16 protein-coding genes are annotated in these 15,627 nt (G+C 72.2%); 2 read left to right on the top strand and 14 right to left on the bottom strand.

Annotation, left to right across the window (positions count from 1 at the left end; translation table 11 throughout):
• Nucleotides 1–17: 17 nt before the first annotated feature.
• Nucleotides 18–986, bottom strand: a complete 969-nt coding sequence (locus ABT295_RS00165; RefSeq protein ID WP_352392416.1) for an intradiol ring-cleavage dioxygenase — start codon at nt 984–986, stop codon at nt 18–20.
• 107 nt (nt 987–1,093) lie between these two features.
• Nucleotides 1,094–1,957, bottom strand: coding sequence for a PHP domain-containing protein (locus ABT295_RS00160; protein ID WP_352392415.1), 864 nt, complete (start codon nt 1,955–1,957; stop codon nt 1,094–1,096).
• 228 nt (nt 1,958–2,185) lie between these two features.
• On the opposite strand from ABT295_RS00160, the gene ABT295_RS00155 reads away from it, so the two are divergent.
• Together ABT295_RS00155 and ABT295_RS00150 are read left to right on the top strand one after the other, a co-directional pair.
• On the top strand, nt 2,186–2,419 hold the full coding sequence (locus ABT295_RS00155) for a YlcI/YnfO family protein (protein ID WP_352392414.1): 234 nt from the start codon (nt 2,186–2,188) through the stop codon (nt 2,417–2,419).
• Between the two features lie 4 nt (nt 2,420–2,423).
• Nucleotides 2,424–2,738: a type II toxin-antitoxin system PemK/MazF family toxin gene (locus tag ABT295_RS00150; RefSeq protein WP_352392413.1), complete on the top strand. Its 315-nt coding sequence runs from the start codon at nt 2,424–2,426 to the stop codon at nt 2,736–2,738.
• 26 nt (nt 2,739–2,764) lie between these two features.
• Here the strand turns inward: ABT295_RS00150 and aroQ are convergent, their stop codons facing one another.
• The 12 genes from aroQ to ABT295_RS00090 all read right to left on the bottom strand — a co-directional run bounded on the left by aroQ (nt 2,765) and on the right by ABT295_RS00090 (nt 15,569).
• A complete protein-coding gene (aroQ, locus tag ABT295_RS00145) occupies nt 2,765–3,202 on the bottom strand; it encodes a type II 3-dehydroquinate dehydratase (protein ID WP_352392412.1) in 438 nt (145 codons plus the stop codon).
• A gap of 10 nt (nt 3,203–3,212) precedes the next feature.
• Complete coding sequence (gene aroB / locus ABT295_RS00140; protein WP_352392411.1) at nt 3,213–4,340, bottom strand: 3-dehydroquinate synthase; 1,128 nt, start codon at nt 4,338–4,340, stop codon at nt 3,213–3,215.
• The gene (locus ABT295_RS00135; protein ID WP_352392410.1) at nt 4,337–4,876 is read right to left on the bottom strand and encodes a shikimate kinase; all 540 of its coding nucleotides are present in this window, start codon (nt 4,874–4,876) and stop codon (nt 4,337–4,339) included. Before ABT295_RS00135 ends, aroB begins: the two co-directional genes overlap by 4 nt.
• Nucleotides 4,870–6,090: a chorismate synthase gene (gene aroC, locus ABT295_RS00130; RefSeq protein ID WP_352392409.1), complete on the bottom strand. Its 1,221-nt coding sequence runs from the start codon at nt 6,088–6,090 to the stop codon at nt 4,870–4,872. The genes ABT295_RS00135 and aroC overlap by 7 nt, the downstream gene beginning before the upstream one ends.
• Nucleotides 6,091–6,152: 62 nt before the next feature.
• The gene (locus ABT295_RS00125) at nt 6,153–6,854 is read right to left on the bottom strand and encodes a prepilin peptidase (protein WP_352392408.1); all 702 of its coding nucleotides are present in this window, start codon (nt 6,852–6,854) and stop codon (nt 6,153–6,155) included.
• Nucleotides 6,851–7,708 carry a shikimate dehydrogenase gene (locus ABT295_RS00120; protein ID WP_352392407.1) on the bottom strand — a complete coding sequence of 286 codons (858 nt, stop codon included), beginning with the start codon at nt 7,706–7,708 and terminating at the stop codon, nt 6,851–6,853. Before ABT295_RS00120 ends, ABT295_RS00125 begins: the two co-directional genes overlap by 4 nt.
• Nucleotides 7,702–8,961, bottom strand: a complete 1,260-nt coding sequence (gene mltG / locus ABT295_RS00115) for an endolytic transglycosylase MltG (protein ID WP_352392406.1) — start codon at nt 8,959–8,961, stop codon at nt 7,702–7,704. The genes ABT295_RS00120 and mltG overlap by 7 nt, the downstream gene beginning before the upstream one ends.
• A complete protein-coding gene (ruvX, locus tag ABT295_RS00110; protein ID WP_352392405.1) occupies nt 8,958–9,488 on the bottom strand; it encodes a Holliday junction resolvase RuvX in 531 nt (176 codons plus the stop codon). The genes mltG and ruvX overlap by 4 nt, the downstream gene beginning before the upstream one ends.
• A 2-nt stretch (nt 9,489–9,490) precedes the next feature.
• On the bottom strand, nt 9,491–12,163 hold the full coding sequence (gene alaS / locus ABT295_RS00105) for an alanine--tRNA ligase (RefSeq protein WP_352392404.1): 2,673 nt from the start codon (nt 12,161–12,163) through the stop codon (nt 9,491–9,493).
• A 303-nt stretch (nt 12,164–12,466) separates the two neighbouring features.
• Nucleotides 12,467–13,519 (bottom strand): ABC transporter ATP-binding protein, encoded by a 1,053-nt coding sequence (locus tag ABT295_RS00100; protein ID WP_352392403.1) that lies wholly within the window; start codon nt 13,517–13,519, stop codon nt 12,467–12,469.
• Nucleotides 13,516–14,586: an ABC transporter ATP-binding protein gene (locus ABT295_RS00095; protein ID WP_352392402.1), complete on the bottom strand. Its 1,071-nt coding sequence runs from the start codon at nt 14,584–14,586 to the stop codon at nt 13,516–13,518. Before ABT295_RS00095 ends, ABT295_RS00100 begins: the two co-directional genes overlap by 4 nt.
• Nucleotides 14,583–15,569, bottom strand: a complete 987-nt coding sequence (locus ABT295_RS00090) for an ABC transporter permease (protein WP_352392401.1) — start codon at nt 15,567–15,569, stop codon at nt 14,583–14,585. Before ABT295_RS00090 ends, ABT295_RS00095 begins: the two co-directional genes overlap by 4 nt.
• Nucleotides 15,570–15,627 lie beyond the last annotated feature (58 nt).

Here is a 15,627-nt window from a genome sequence, read left to right as displayed (position 1 = left end):
GCCACGCTGCAGGCCTGTCAGACCCCGATCGTCAGGGCGGCCGTGTAGCCCGAGGAGGCGTCGCCCGACATGGTCGCGAGCTGGTGCACCCCACCGTCGTCGCCGAAGACGTTGTCGCGCGCGAGGCTCACCTGCGCGAGGTTGCCGACGCTCTGCTCGTAGCCGCTCGTGGCGTACACCGCGTCGCACGCTGCCTGGGGCAGCGCGATCTGCGATGTCTTGACGATGGGTCCGCTCGACACCGCATCGTTCACCTTCGAGTAGACCTCGAAGTGGATGTGCGGCCAGCGCCCGGAGTAGCAGGCGGGGAAGATCGAGGTGAAGGTCGCCGTGCCGGAGTCGTCGGTCTCCTGCACGCCGCGGAGGTAGTTTTCACCCGCGGCGGCCTGGCTGTACATGGAGTAGTTGCCGTCACGGTCGCAGTGCCAGACGTAGACGGCGGCGCCGACGAGGGCCGAGCTCGTCGCGAGATCCTTCACCGTCAGCTTGACGGTGAGGGGGACACCTTGGGCCGTCGTCGTCGAGGCGCCGAAGCTGCTGCGGATGTCGCGGCGCACGATGCCCGAGTCGTCGAGCACGTTCTGGCCGTTGGAGCCGTCGCCCGGGAACGGCCCGGCCGTCTCGTCCGGTGCCTCGACGAGGCCCGCGGCCGCCGCCGACGTGGCGCTGCTCGACGTGGCGCTGCTCGACGTGGCGCTGCTCGACGTGGCGCTGCTCGGCGTGGCGCTGCTCGACGTGGCACCGTTCGACGTGGCGCCGGCTCCGGAGGCCGCCGGTGTCGAGCCGGCGCTGCACGCGGCGAGCGCCCCCGCGACGCCGAGGCCGCCGAGGCCGCCGAGGAGCGTCAGGGCGCGGCGCCGGTCGACGAGCGTGCGCAGGTCGAAGACGAGGCCACGGTCGTGGTCCTCGATCTCGTTGCCGTGCTCGTCGAGCCACTCGTGCGCGGGTGGAGCGGACGCGCTGTGCGGGTCGGTCGTCGGTGCCATGGTCGAGCCTCTCGTCGCGGACCCGACGGGTCCTCCTGGGAAGACTCTGGGAGCCGCGGCCCTGCCTCGGCGGTGCGCGGCCTGTGTCCGCTCTGTGAGCGCCGCGCTCATCGTCCCGGCACCGCCTGACGGGTCCACAGGTGCTCCGGGCGTCGACCGGGGCGGAAGCCGAAGTGCTCCAGCATGTGCTGCGCCTCCGGGAAGCCGCCGGCCAGTGCCGTCGGGACGTGGCCGTCACTGCCGAAGGACACGGCCTGACCCCCCTCCTCCGTCCACCACTGCGGAAGCCACGACGACAGGCGGCGGGTGTTCATCTCGAGGGCACGCCCCGACTCGGCAACCGCCCGGAGGGCGACCCGGAACTGCTCCTCGAAGCGGCGCGGGTCGAAGGGACCAGCCTGCTCGACGGGCCAGTGCCGGACGGCGTAGTCGAGGTGCGTGAAGACCTCGAAGGCGTCCGAGGCGAGCATGGCGGGTACCTCGTCCAGGTAGGCATCCATCACCTCGTCCGGGCCCCAGTGGCGGTAGAGCGTGATCGGTTCGGCCCGGTCCGGCCCCACGGGCAGCGTGTGCAGCGAGCCGTTGACCCGGTCGAATCGGTCGAGGTCGACGAGTTCGCGAGCGCGGTGCTCGACGAGGTGGGGCTGTCCGAACTCCACCCCGCTGAGGATGGTGAGGTCCGGAAAGAGTCGCCGGCACTCGGCGATCGCCCCGAAGTAGCCCTCGACGTCCAGGGGCGGCGGCACGAGGTAGCCGGCTTCGTCGATGTGCTGGGAAGCCGCCGCAGGGAACTCCTGCTCGCCGGCGCGCCACGCCTCCTCGAAGTCGAAGTGCTCGGTGAAGACCAACGCGGGGAGCCCGATGCGCCGCGCCTGCTCACAGGTGGCCACCATGGTGCCGCGAGCATCGGAGTCTGGCCCCCCGGTGTCCCAGGACCATTCGCTGTGGACGTGGCTGTCGGCAGTGAGCATGCGCCATTATGACGAGCGCCCTCCTCGTCCGTCTCGACGTCGACACGTCACCGTTCGCTGCGTCACTGACCCGCTCTCCGGGTCACTGACGTAGAAGTTGGCGTCGAACATGCCTGGCCACCGGCGAAGCGAGCATGTTGCCTACCCGCGTCTCCTCGCACCTCGATTCCCGCAGGGCGTCAAGAGCGTGCATCCCATATTGGGATCCAGAGGCGTAGTCTTGTCTGCATGAGCACCCAGATCGCCGTTCGCCTGCCCGATGCGATGGTGGCTTTCCTCGACCGTGCTGTGGCCGCGGGTGAGGCGCCGAGCAGGGCAGCCCTCGTCACGTCGGCGCTGGAACGCGAGATGCGCCGACTGGTCGCAGAGCATGACGCGCGCATCCTTGGCGCCCAGGGTGCGGCAGACGATCTCGACGACCTCGTCGTGTGGACCAGCGCCCACGTTCGGGTCGAGGACTGACCGGGTGCGGGAGATCTGTTTGGTCCGCCTCGACAAGACCCGCCCAGCGCTCGTCCTGACCCGGGACGCCGCTCGGGGCGCGATGACCAAGGTGACCGTGGCGCCCATCACGGGCACCATCAAGGGGTTGTCCAGCGAGGTGGCGGTGGGGCGCGGAAATGGGTTGGACCACGACTGCGTGGTCTCCCTGGACAACGTCCTGACCGTTCCGGTCGGAGCGCTGGGGCGCACGGTCGGCTACCTCAGCCCCGCCCAGGAGAGGCTGCTAGCCCGAGCTGTCGTGCTGGCGTACGACCTCGACGTGCCACTGCTCGGGTAGCTGACGGCAGCCACAGCCGCGAGGCGTCAGACGAGAGCGCGCAGGGCGAGCAGGTAGGACTGCAGGCCGAACCCGGCGACGGTGCCCGTCGCGACGCCGGCCACGACCGAGGTGTGCCGGAACTCCTCGCGCGCGGCCGGGTTGGACAGGTGCACCTCGACGAGGCTGCGCCCGCTCGTCGTGACGATGGCGCACGCGTCGCGCACGGCGTACGAGTAGTGCGTGAAGGCGCCCGGGTTGAGCACGACGTCGGCGCCGACGTCGACGGCCTCGTGCAGCCAGTCGATGAGCTCGCCCTCGTGGTTGGTCTGTCGGCAGTCGGCGACGAGCCCCAGGTCGCGGGCCTCGCGCTGCACGGCTGCGTGCACGTCCTCGAGCGTGTCGGAGCCGTAGACCTCCGGCTCGCGCGTGCCGAGGCGATTGAGGTTGGGGCCCGACAGGACGAAGACCGTGGGTGCCGTCATGGCCGCGAGTCTAGTGAGCGCGCGCGGCGCCGCGACGCGCGACGAGGCCGTACGCCGCCTGCAGCAGCGCGTCGTCGGGGCCGGCGAGCCGGGTCGGCCGGGCGAGCCCGTCGAGCACGACGAAGCGCAGGGTCGACCCGCGGGACTTCTTGTCGCGGCGCATGGCCGCGAACAGCTCGTCCCAGCGCCCGGCGGCATACGTCGTCGGGAGGCCGAGCGACTCGAGGACGGAGCGGTGCCGCGCGACGAGCGCGTCGCCCTCGCTCCCGGAGAGGTGACCAGAGAGGCGAGCGAGCTCGGCGACGTAGACCATGCCGACGGCCACCGCCTCGCCGTGGCGCCACGCGTAGTGCTCGACCTGCTCGATGGCGTGGCCGAAGGTGTGGCCGTAGTTGAGGATCTCGCGCAGCGAGCTCTCGCGCAGGTCGGCCGCGACGACCTCGGCCTTGACCCGCACGGCGCGCTCGATGAGCTCGCGCAGGTGCGGGTTCGACGCGCTGCGGGCGAGCGCCGGGTCCGTCGCGACCGACGACTCCACCAGGTCGAGGATGACGGGGTCGGCGATGAAGCCGCACTTGACCACCTCGGCGAGCCCCGCCACGAGGTCCGCCTCCGGCAGCGTGGCCAGCACGTCGACGTCGCAGAGCACGCCCGCGGGCGGGTGGAAGGCACCGACGAGGTTCTTGCCCTCGACGGTGTTGATGCCGGTCTTGCCGCCGACGGCCGCGTCGACCATGCCGAGCAGCGTGGTCGGCACCTGCACGACGCGCACGCCGCGCAGCCACGACGCCGCGACGAAGCCCGCGAGGTCGGTGACGGTGCCGCCCCCGACCCCCACGACGGCGTCGGTGCGCGTGAATCCCGCCACGCCGAGCTGGGACCACAGCGAGGCTGCGACCTCGGCCGTCTTGGCGGCCTCGGCGTCGGGCACCTCGGCCACGTGCACCGCATACCCCTCGCCCTCGAGCGCAGCGGTCACACGGGCCGTCAGCTCGGGCAGGGTCGGCGGGTGCACGACGAGCACGCGCTCGACGTCGGGGCCGAGCAGCCCACCGACGCGGCCCAGCACGCCCGAGCCGATGACGACGTCGTAGTCGGAGCCGACGGCGATCGTCGTCGGCTCGGCGGCACCGCTCACGCGCCGGCCGCCTCGAGCGCGTCGACGACGACGTCGACGACCTCCTCGGGGGTGCGTCCGGCGGTGTCGACCCGCACGGTGGCCACGCGCTCGTAGGTGGGGCGCCGGTCGTTCATCATCCGCACCCACGACGCGCGCGGGTTGACCGAGAGCAGCGGGCGCGACCGGTCGAAGCCGATGCGCTTGCTGGCGTCGGCGATGGCGACGTCGAGGAAGACGACGGCGTGGCCCGCGAGGGCGTGCTCGGTGAGGGGGTCCATGACCGCTCCCCCGCCGAGCGACACGACACCGGCCTCGGAGTCGAGCGCGCGCGCCACCTCGGCGCGCTCGAGGTCGCGGAAGGCCGACTCGCCGTCGTCGACGAAGATGTCGCTGATCGACCGGCCCTGGGCCGCCTCGATCGCGGCGTCGACGTCGTGGAAGGCGACCCCGAGGCGGGCGGCGAGCGCCTGCCCGACGGTCGTCTTGCCGGCTCCGGGCGGGCCGACGACGACCGCCACCGGTCGCGTGCCCGGTGTGCTCGACTCGTTCACCACGTGCGCAGCCCCTTCCGGATGCCGTCGAGGTAGGTCGTGTGGTTGCGCGCGGTCTCGGCGACCGAGTCGCCGCCGAACTTCTCGAGGCACGAGGCGGCCAGCACGAGCGCGACCATCGCCTCGGCGACGACGCCGGCAGCCGGCACCGCACAGACGTCGGACCGCTGGTGGATGGCCGTCGCGGCCTCGCCCGTCGCTACGTCGACCGTCGACAGGGCCCGTGGCACGGTGCTGATCGGCTTCATGGCGGCCCGGACGCGCAGCACCTGGCCGGTCGACATGCCGCCCTCGGTGCCACCGGCCCGGCCGGTGCGCCGGGTGATGACCCCGTCGACGAGCTCCATCTCGTCGTGGGCCGCCGAGCCGCGGCGGCGGGCGGTCTCGAAGCCGTCGCCGACCTCGACGCCCTTGATGGCCTGGATGCTCATGAGCGCCTGCGCCAGCTGGCCGTCGAGCTTGCGGTCCCAGTGCACGTGCGAGCCGAGGCCCGGTGGCAGCCCGTAGGCGAGCACCTCGACGACGCCGCCGAGGGTGTCGCCGTCCTTCTTCGCCGCGTCGACCTCCGCCACCATCGCGGCCGACCCCTCGGGGTCGAAGGCGCGCACCGGGTCGGCGTCGAGGCGCTCGAGGTCGTCGGGCGTGGGCAGCTCGGCGCCCGCGGGCACCCCCGCCGTGCCGATCGAGACGGTGTGCGAGACGAGGCGGATGCCGTACGCCTGCTCGAGGAAGCGCGCGGCGATCTCGCCGAGGGCGACGCGGGCGGCGGTCTCGCGCGCCGAGGCGCGCTCGAGCACGGGCCGGGCGTCCTCGTGGCCGTACTTCTGCATGCCGACGAGGTCGGCGTGGCCGGGACGCGGTCGCGTCAGCGGCTTGTTGCGCGCGACCTCCTTCTCGGCGTTGACGTCGTCGGAGGCCGCGTAGTCGGCCTCGCTGACGGCCTCCGGGCTCATCACCGTCGTCCACTTCGGCCACTCGCTGTTGCCGACGCGCACGGCGAGCGGCGAGCCGAGGGTCACCCCGTGGCGCAGCCCGCCGAGGAACTCGACCTCGTCCTGCTCGAACTTCATCCGCGCGCCGCGACCGTAGCCGAGGCGGCGGCGGGACAGGGCGGCCTGGAGGTCCTTCGCGCCGACCTCGACCCCGGCCGGCAGGCCCTCGATCATGGCCACGAGGGCGGGGCCGTGGGACTCCCCGGCGGTCAACCAACGCAACATGCCCCGATCCTCCCACGCGCGCCGCACGCCCTCGCGACCCGCCCGCTCCGCGGGACCGCCGCTCAGAAGAGCGGTCGCACGGCGACGACGAGCGCGAGGAGCAGGCCGAGGAGCATCCACGGCCCGAAGGCGATGTCGTCCTTGCGGCCGCCGCGGCGCAGGGCGATGCGCGACAGCCCGTAGGCCGCGGAGAGCAGGAAGGCGGCATACGTCGCGACGAGCGTGGCCGACACGCCGAGGTAGCCGGTGGCGAGGCCGACGAGCCCCGCGAGGGTCACGTCGCCGAGCCCGAAGCCGCTGCCGAGCAACGCCGCCACGAGGGCGAGCAGGGCGTAGACGAGCCAGAGCACCGCCCCCACGACGAGCGCGCGCCACAGGGCCCCCCAGTCGCCCGAGGCGGCCGACGCGATCGCGAGCTGCACCACGAGGAGGGGGTATGCCGGCCGGGTCAGTCCCCGGGGCAGGCGGTGCACGTCCGCGTCGATCCACGTCAACGCGACGGAGACGGCGGCCAGACCGAGGTAGGCCGGGGCGAGCGCCCACTGGGAGAGCGGGCCGAACCGCCAGGCGATCAGGCCCCAGAGGAGGCAGAGCGCGGCGGGCACGACCGTGGCCGGCACGCGCGGCGGGGGGCCGGTCTCGTCGTCGAGGCGGTAGCCGCCCGTCGCGAGGCGGCGGCGCAGCACCTCGCCGACCGCGCCGCCGGCGAGCGCCACGACGAGCACGAACCACGCCGGCGTGGCCGGGAACGCGGCCCAGGTCATGAGCCCCGGCGCACCGGGGTGCCCCACTCGGGATCGACGACGGAGGCGAGTGCGGCGGCCATGGCCTCGAGCGGTGCCGGCAGGCCCGTCATGAGCGTCACCTGGGCCGCAGCCTGGTGCAGGAGCATGTCGGTGCCGGGGGCCAGGGCCCAGCCGGCCTCCCGGGCCCGGCGCTGCAGCGGTGTCGGGCCCTCGCCGTAGACGACGTCGAGCACGGCACCCGTGCCTCGTGGCCCCGGGAGGTCGTCGAGGCCGGGGACGGCCTCCGGCGGCACCGTGCTGACGACGACGTCCGCCACCGGCCAGTGGCCCAGGCCGACGACGTCGACCTCCAGCCCGGCCGACCGGGCCTGCGCGACGGTCAGCTCGCGCGGGGCGCCGCGCACCAGGAAGGTCACGCGTGCGGCGCCGAGCGCGGCGAGGGCGGCGACCGTGGACCGGGCCGTGGCGCCGCTGCCCACCACGAGGGCGTGCGCGGGCGCCGTGGCCCCGGCGGACCGGAGCGCCGCGACGATGCCGTGCACGTCGGTGTTGTGCGCGTGCCACCCGGCCGCGGTGGCTACGAGGGTGTTGGCCGCGCCCGTCGCCGCCGCGGTGGCGTCGACGACGGAGGCCGCACGAAGCGCCGCCTCCTTGAGCGGCATCGTCAGCGAGAGCCCCCGCCACGTCGCGTCGAGACCGGCCAGGGCACCCCCGAAGGCGGCCTCGTCGACCTGCCGCCGGTCGTAGGCCCAGCCGGTGAGCCCGAGGGCGGCGTAGGCCGCGCGGTGGAGCGTTGGTGAGAGCGAGTGCGCGACGGGACTGCCCCAGACGGCGCAGCGCGCGGTGACCGGGCCCGGTTGCCCGCTCAGCACGCGCCCTTGTTCTGCGTGCACCACTGCTGGAACTGCGCGACGTTGCGCTGGTGCTCGGCATAGGTCGCCGCGAACTTCGTCTCGCCCGTCGAGAGGTCGACGGTGACGAAGTAGAGCCAGGGCCCCGCGACGGGGCTCGCCGCGGCGGCCAGGGCGCTCTCCCCCGGGTTGGCGACCGGACCGGGCGGCAGCCCGGTGAACCGGCGGGTGTTGTACGGGTTGTCGCTGTCGAGCATCTGCTGGGTCGGCACGCCCCGCTTCTTGAAGATGTAGTTGACCGTCGAATCGAACCCGAGCGACATCTTGGCGGCGAGGCGGTTCTCGACGACGCGCGCCACCTTCGAGCGGTCCGCCTCGGTCTTGGCCTCCCCCTCGACGAGGCTCGCGATGGTGACGACGCGCTCCATCCGCTCGGGCGCGATGCCGAGCGCGTCGAGGCGCTTCGTCGACTCGGCCACCATCTGCGTCAGCTGGTCGAGGGCGCTCGAGGTCGGCCCGAACTCGTAGCTGGCCGGGAAGAGGTAGCCCTCGATGCGGCCCTTGGCCGACGGCGGGAGGCCGAGCTCGTCGACCTTCTTGGCGGCGGCCTGGTACTGCGCCACGGGGATGCCCGACGCCGCAGAGAGCCGGGGGTAGATCTCGCTCGCCCAGAGCCCCTCGGGCACGGTGACGCGGGTGACGAGACGGTTCTTCGGGTCCACGAGGATCGCGAGCGCGTCGGCCGCGCGCATCTGCTTCTTCATGACGTAGACGCCGGGCTGGATGCCGCTGCTCTTCGCGTCGGCGTTCGCGGCCTCGATGAAGGCCTTGCTCGACTTGACGACGTCGCTGTCGGCGAGCTCCTTGGCGATGCTCGCCCCGCCCGCACCCTGGGCGACGGTGACGCGCACCTCGCCGGTGCCGGGGCCGGGGTAGTCGTTCGACTCGAGGAAACCCTCGACGACCGGCCGCAGCGCCGTCCATGCCACGGCCACACCGCCACCGATGACGACGAGCGCGAGCACGATGACGAGCAGCCGCCGCAGCGCACGGGCCTTGCCCGCGCGCGCGCCACGACGTCGCCGGCGTCCACGCCCACCGTCGGGGTCGCGTCGCTCGCGGCGGCTCGCCGACGGGGTGGCCGCCTCGGCCTCCCGTCGGTGCGGGTCGTCCTGCTCGTGCGCGTCCGGCAGGTCGAGGGCCTGCGCCTCGTGGGCGTGCGCGTCGTGGTCGTCGTGGTCACCGAAGATCGACGACTCCAGGTGGTCCTTCATCGACGACGTTCCTTCTTCCGTTTGCCCTCGGCCGAGAGGGTCTCCCCCGGCGGCCGGCCCGAGAGCGCCTCGGTGTCGAGAGCCGTCTGCAGGATGAGCACGGCTGCGGCCTGGTCGATGACGGCCCGTTGCCCCCTGCCCGGGACGCCGCTGTCGCGTAGTCTGCGGTGCGCGTCCACCGTGGTCAAGCGTTCGTCGACGAGCCGCACCCCCACCGTACCCGCGCCGCCACCGGCACGGACGCCGAGACGGACGGCGAGCTCCCTCGCGTACTCGCGCGCGATCCGGGCCGACTCACCCTCCTCGCCCGAGAGCAGCCGGGGCAGCCCGACGACGACCTCGACGGCCCCGAGCTCCTCGACGAGCGCCACGACGGCCTCGAGGTCGGAGCCGCCGGCCACGTCACGCGGGAGCGTGCGCACCGGGTGGGCGAAGACCCCGGAGGCGTCCGACGCGGCGACGCCGACGCGGGCGTTGCCCACGTCGACGCCGACGCGTGCCCCGGGGCGGGAGCGCTGCTCCGTCAAGGTCAGGCGCCCCGCCGCGACAGCTGGTCCTCGACCGCGCCGAGCGCGGCCGACACGAGCGAGGCGTCCGTGCCACCACCCTGCGCGAGGTCGTCCTTGCCGCCGCCACCACCGCCGAGGGTCTGCGCCGCGACCTTGACGAACGCGCCCGCCTTGAGGCCGATCTCGCGGGCCCGTTCGTTCGTCGCGACGACGGCGACCGGGCGACCGTTCGCGACGGAGGCCATCGAGACGAGGACGGGACGGTCGTTGCCGAGCCGGCCGCGCACGTCGGTGACGAGCTTGCGCAGGTCGTCACCCGTCACGCCCTCGCCCGCGTCGTGGCTCACGAACGTCACCCCGCCGATGTCGCGCGCGGAGGCGACGAGGCCTGCGGCCGCGCCGAGCACCTGGCTCTGGCGGACGGCGGCGATCTCCTTCTCCGCGTCGCGCAGCCGGCTGACGATCGTGGCGATGCGGTCGGGCAGCTCGTCGCGACGCACGCCGAGCGAGTCGGTCAGCTGGCTGACGATCGAGGCCTCCCGCGCGAGGTGCGAGTACGCGTCCGCACCGACGAGCGCCTCGACCCGGCGCACACCGGAGCCGATCGAGCTCTCGCCGAGCAGCTTGACGACGCCGATCTGGCCGACGCGCGGCGTGTGCGTGCCGACGCAGAGCTCGCGCGACCACTCGCCGATGGAGACGACGCGCACGCGGTCGCCGTACTTCTCCCCGAAGAGCGCCATCGCACCGAGCTTCTTCGCGGCGTCGAGCGCCATGATGTCGGCCGTCACGGGCAGGTCGTCGAGGAGCACGGCGTTGATCCGCGCCTCCATCTCGGCCATCGCCGAGGTCGGCACCGCCTGGAGCGACTTGAAGTCGAAGCGCAGGCGACCGGGCGAGTTCTCCGAGCCCGCCTGGGTGGCCGTGTCGCCGAGCTCGTCGCGCAGCGCCTGGTGCACCATGTGCGTCGCCGTGTGGGCGCGCGAGATGGAGCGGCGGCGCACGACGTCGACCTCCGCCTCCGCGTCCTCGCCGACGGCGACCTCGCCGTCGAGCACGGTGGCCCGGTGCACGACGAGACCGGTGATGGGGCGCTGGACGTCCGTGACCTCGACGAGCGCACCGTTCGCGAGACGGATGCGGCCGTGGTCGGCCTGCTGGCCGCCCGACTCCGCGTAGAGCGGGGTGCGGTCGAGGACGAGCTCGATCTCGTCGCCCGGGCCGACCCGGTCGACGACGAGGCCGTCGCGGATGAGCCCGCGCACGCGGGTGTCCGTGACGGTCTGGTCGTAGCCGGTGAACTCGACCTCACGGCCGAGGGTGTCGCTCACCTGGCGGTAGACGCTCGTGTCGCCGTGCGCCGACCGCTTCGCCCGCGCGTCGGCCTTGGCGCGGTCGCGCTGCTCGCCCATGAGCCGGCGGAAGCCCGGCTCGTCGACCTGCAGCCCCTGCTCCGCGGCCATCTCGAGGGTCAGGTCGATGGGGAAGCCGTAGGTGTCGTGCAGCGCGAACGCCTCCGCGCCGCCGAGGCTCGTCGAGCCCGACGCCTTCGCCTTGGCGACCGCCGTGTCGAGGATCGTCGTGCCCGAGCTCAGGGTGTGGCGGAACGCCTCCTCCTCCGCGTAGGCGACCTGGCTGATCCGGCGGAAGTCGGTCTCGAGCTCCGGGTAGGACGCCTTCATCCGCTCCATGCTGACCGGCAGCAGGTGCTCGAGCGTCGGCACGTCGACCCCGAGCAGGCGCATCGAACGCACGGCGCGGCGCAGCAGGCGACGCAGCACGTAGCCACGCCCCTCGTTGCCGGGCGTCACGCCGTCGCCGATGAGCATGAGCGAGCTGCGCACGTGGTCGGCGACGACGCGGAAACGCACGTCGTCGTCGTGGTTCGCGCCGTAGCGGCGACCGGTCAGGTCCTCCGCGGCCGCGATGACGGGGAAGACCTCGTCGGTCTCGTAGATGTTGTCGACGCCCTGGAGCAGGAACGCGACGCGCTCGAGGCCCATGCCGGTGTCGATGTTGCGCTTGGGCAGGTCCCCGACGATGTCGAAGACCTCCTTGGAGCGCACGTTCTCGAGCTCGTACTGCATGAAGACGAGGTTCCAGAACTCGAGGTAGCGGTCACCCGCCTCCCAGTCGCCGTCGGCGCCGAACTCGGGCCCGCGGTCGAGCAGGATCTCGGAGCAGGGGCCACCGGGACCGGCGACGCCCATGTTCCAGTAGTTGTCCTTGCGGCCGAGGCGCACGATGCGGTCGTCGGACAGGCCGGCGACCTTCTTCCAGAGCGCGATCGCCTCGTCGTCCTCGTGGTAGACGGACGCGTAGAGGTCCTTCTCGTCGAAGCCGAGGCCGCCCTCGGACTGGCTGCGCGTGATGAGCTCCCACGCGAGCTCGATGGCGCCTTCCTTGAAGTAGTCGCCGAAGCTGAAGTTGCCGTTCATCTGGAAGAACGTGCCGTGGCGGGTCGTCTTGCCCACCTCCTCGATGTCGAGGGTGCGCACGCACTTCTGCACGCTCGTGGCGCGGCTGAACGCCGGGGTCTCCTGGCCGAGGAAGTACGGCTTGAAGGGGACCATGCCGGCGTTGACGAACAGCAGGTTCGGGTCCTCGTGCACGAGCGGCGCGCTCGGCACGACGGTGTGGCCGCGGCTGCCGAAGTAGGAGAGCCAACGACGCCTGATCTCAGCGGTTTCCATGGTGAAGTCCTTGCAGTGGTCGGGAAGGTGGCAGGCGGGGCGGGGGCAGCGCGCGCGTCACGGGCGCGCGGCTGACCCCCGGCGAGCTCGCCTCGCTCGCGCCACGGCGAGGAGCCGGGTCGCGCTGGGTCCCGTTCGAACCACGGTCGTCGTCCTTCGTTCGTCGGCGCACGCAGTCGCGCCGAGGTCAGTCAACCCTAACGGACCCGGCCCTCGCGGGCCCACCACGTATGCCGTCGCAGCACGCCGCTGGGCCGGCTCCCTCGTGCGGGAGCCGGCCCAGCGGCATACGGGGTCGGCGGGTCAGGCGGTGTGCTCGACCTCGGCGACGAGGTTGGTCTTGACCTCCGGGAAGTGGCACGCGTGCAGGTGCACGCCGCCCTCGCGGTGGGTGCGCGTCGCCGCGTCGGACGTCGACGACGTGAGCGGCGGCTCCTGGGTGGCGCAGATGTCCTGCGCCTTCCAGCAGCGCGTGCGGAAGCGGCAACCGCTCGGCGGGTCGATCGGGCTGGGCACGTCGCCGACGAGACGGATCCGCTCCTTGGGGGCGATGCCGCGCGCGACGTTGATGTCCGGCGCGGCCGACAGCAGCGCCTGCGTGTACGGGTGCTCCGGGGCCTCGTAGATCTTCTTCTTGTCGCCGTACTCGACGATCTTGCCGAGGTACATCACCGCGACCTGGTCGCAGAAGTGGCGCACGACGCCGAGGTCGTGGGCGACGAAGATGAAGGCGAGGTCGAGCTCGTTGCGCAGCTTGGCGAGCAGGTTCATCACCTGCGCCTGGATCGAGACGTCGAGGGCCGAGACGGGCTCGTCGGCGACGATGAGCTTCGGCTCCACCGCGAGGGCCCGGGCGATCCCGATGCGCTGGCGCTGCCCGCCCGAGAACTCGGACGGGTAGCGGTTGATGTGCTCGGGGTTGAGGCCGACGAGCTCGAGCAGCTCCTGGACGCGGGCCTTCTCCTTGCCCTTGTGCAGGCCGTGCACGCGCAGCGGCGTGGTGAGGATCGAGCCGACCGTGTGCCTCGGGTTGAGCGAGGAGTACGGGTCCTGGAAGATCATCTGCACGTCGCGGCGGATGCCGCGCAGGTCGCTCTCCTTGAGGTGCGTGATGTCACGCCCCTCGAACTCGATGGAGCCACCGGTGGGCTCGTCGAGACGGGTCACGAGCCGCGAGGTCGTCGACTTGCCGCAGCCGGACTCGCCGACGAGGCCGAGGGTCTGGCCCTGCTTGACGGTGAAGCTCACGCCGTCGACGGCCTTGACGTCGGCCCGCACCATCCGGAGGCCCTGGACCTCGCGGAAGGGGAAGTGGCGCTGGAGGTCCGTGACCTTGAGCAGCGTCTGGTCGCTCATCGGGCTCCCTCGTCCTCGTTCAGGGTGGCGACGGGATCGGCCAGGTGGCAGCGGATCTCGCGGTTGAGCAGGCCCGGCGTCGGGCGCCACTCGGGCAGCTGCGTCCAGCACGCGTCACCCTCGACCTGCGACTTGAACTCGCAGCGCGGGTGGAACGAGCAGCCGGACGGCAGGTTGAGCAGGCTGGGCGGCGCGCCCTTGATGGCGCGCAGCTCCTCGAGGTCCTCGGACGTCGAGGGCAGCGACTGGAGCAGCCCGTGGGTGTAGGGGTGCGACGGCGCCGCCAGCACCTCCTTGGCGTAGCCCTTCTCGACGCCACGACCGGCATACATCACGAGGATGTCGTCGGCCGTCTCGGCGACGACCGCGAGGTCGTGCGTGATGAGGATGACCGCCGAGCCGAACTCCTTCTGGAGGTCGTTGACGAGGTCGAGGATCTGCGCCTGCACCGTCACGTCGAGGGCCGTCGTCGGCTCGTCGGCGATGAGCAGCTTCGGGTCGTTGACGAGGCCGAGGGCGATCATCGCGCGCTGGCGCATGCCGCCCGAGAACTCGTGCGGGTACTGGTTGGCGCGGCGCTGCGGGTTGGGGATGCCGACGAGGTCGAGCATCTCCACGGCCCGCTTGAGGGCGACCTGCTTGCTCACCCGGTGGTGCGCGCGGTAGGCCTCGGCGATCTGCTTGCCGACCTTGTGGAACGGGTGCAGCGAGCTCTGCGGGTCCTGGAAGACCATCGCCGCCTTGGTGCTGCGCACCTTCTGGAAGGTCGAGGCCGGCGCGCCGACGAGCTCGAGGCCGTCGAGCTTGATGCTGCCCGTGATCTGCGTGCGCTTCGGGTTGTGCAGGCCGAGCACGGCCATGCTGCTGACCGACTTGCCCGAGCCGGACTCGCCGACGATGGCGAGCGTGCGCCCGAGCCGCGCCTTGTAGTTGAGGTTGGAGACGGCCTTGACCAGGCCCTCCTCCGTCGGGAACGCCACCGACAGGTCGGTGACCTCCAGCACGACGTCGCCGGCGTTGCGCGCCTCGTCGCCCTGGGTGGAGATGGTGTCTGCGGTCGCGGTCACGAGAGCCTCACTCGCGGGTCGATGAAGGAGTACATGATGTCGACCACGAGGTTCATGATGACGACGACCACGGCTCCGATGAGCACGGTGCCCATGATGACGGGCAGGTCCTGCGCCTTGAGCGCCGCGAGGCCGCGACGGCCGATGCCGTCGACGCCGAAGATCTGCTCGGTGATGAGCGTGCCCGTCAGCAGGGCCGCGATGTCGAGTCCGAGGATCGTCGCGATCGGGCTCATGGCGGCCCGGAAGCCGTGCCGGAAGAGCACGGTCCGCTCGCTGATGCCCTTCGAGCGCGCGGTGCGGATGTAGTCCATCGACAGCGTCTCGATCATCGAGTTGCGGGTGTAGCGCACGTAGGACGCGGACGTCACGAAACCGAGGATCAACGCCGGTGCCAGCATGCCGAGGAAGTACGGCCCGACCCCTGAGGACAGGGACGAGTACTGCGGCAGGATGTTCCAGAGGATCACGGGGTAGAGCGCGACGAGCAGCGCGAGCACGTAGTACGGGATGGCGCCGAGCACCTGCGAGGCACCGACGACGGTGCGGTCGAGGGCGGTGCCGCGGCGCACGGCGGCGAAGATGCCGACCGCGACGCCGATGGTCACGAACACGACGGCGGCCATCAGGGCCAGCACGACGGTGTTCGGGAAGCGGGAGAAGAGCTCGTCGTTGACCGAGCGACGCGTCACGAACGAGAAGCCCAGGCAGGGAGCGCCGCAGTGCACGGTGTCGCCGGCGTAGAGGAAGTCGCGACCGACGAACAGGCCCTTGAAGTAGTCGAGGAACTGCGCGCCGAGCGGCTTGTCGAGCCCGAGGCTCTTGGTGATCGCCTCGAGGCGCTGCGCGTTGCACCGGGTCTCGGGGCACATGGCGCGGGCGGGGTCGGACGGTCCGGCGAAGAAGATGAGGAACGTCGACACCAGCGTGGCCAGGATGACGCTCAGGGCGAGCGCCAGCCGCCTGAGGATGTACGTGAGCACGGTTTGCCTTCCAAACGAGGTGGGCGCCGGTGGTGGGGACCCGGGATGTCCCGGGCCC

The sequence above is a fragment of the Terrabacter sp. NPDC000476 genome (genome assembly GCF_040300125.1).
Classification (GTDB): domain Bacteria; phylum Actinomycetota; class Actinomycetes; order Actinomycetales; family Dermatophilaceae; genus Terrabacter.
This window is presented reverse-complemented; position numbering and strand designations above follow the sequence as displayed.

Coding starts and splice junctions, on each gene's coding strand:
- aroQ (WP_352392412.1), bottom strand. CDS start 3,202: ATGACGGCACCCACGGTCTTCGTCCTGTCGGGCCCCAACCTCAATCGC.
- ABT295_RS00125 (WP_352392408.1), bottom strand. CDS start 6,854: ATGACCTGGGCCGCGTTCCCGGCCACGCCGGCGTGGTTCGTGCTCGTC.
- ABT295_RS00160 (WP_352392415.1), bottom strand. CDS start 1,957: ATGCTCACTGCCGACAGCCACGTCCACAGCGAATGGTCCTGGGACACC.
- ABT295_RS00165 (WP_352392416.1), bottom strand. CDS start 986: ATGGCACCGACGACCGACCCGCACAGCGCGTCCGCTCCACCCGCGCAC.
- ABT295_RS00100 (WP_352392403.1), bottom strand. CDS start 13,519: ATGAGCGACCAGACGCTGCTCAAGGTCACGGACCTCCAGCGCCACTTC.
- ABT295_RS00155 (WP_352392414.1), top strand. CDS start 2,186: ATGAGCACCCAGATCGCCGTTCGCCTGCCCGATGCGATGGTGGCTTTC.
- aroC (WP_352392409.1), bottom strand. CDS start 6,090: ATGTTGCGTTGGTTGACCGCCGGGGAGTCCCACGGCCCCGCCCTCGTG.
- mltG (WP_352392406.1), bottom strand. CDS start 8,961: ATGAAGGACCACCTGGAGTCGTCGATCTTCGGTGACCACGACGACCAC.
- alaS (WP_352392404.1), bottom strand. CDS start 12,163: ATGGAAACCGCTGAGATCAGGCGTCGTTGGCTCTCCTACTTCGGCAGC.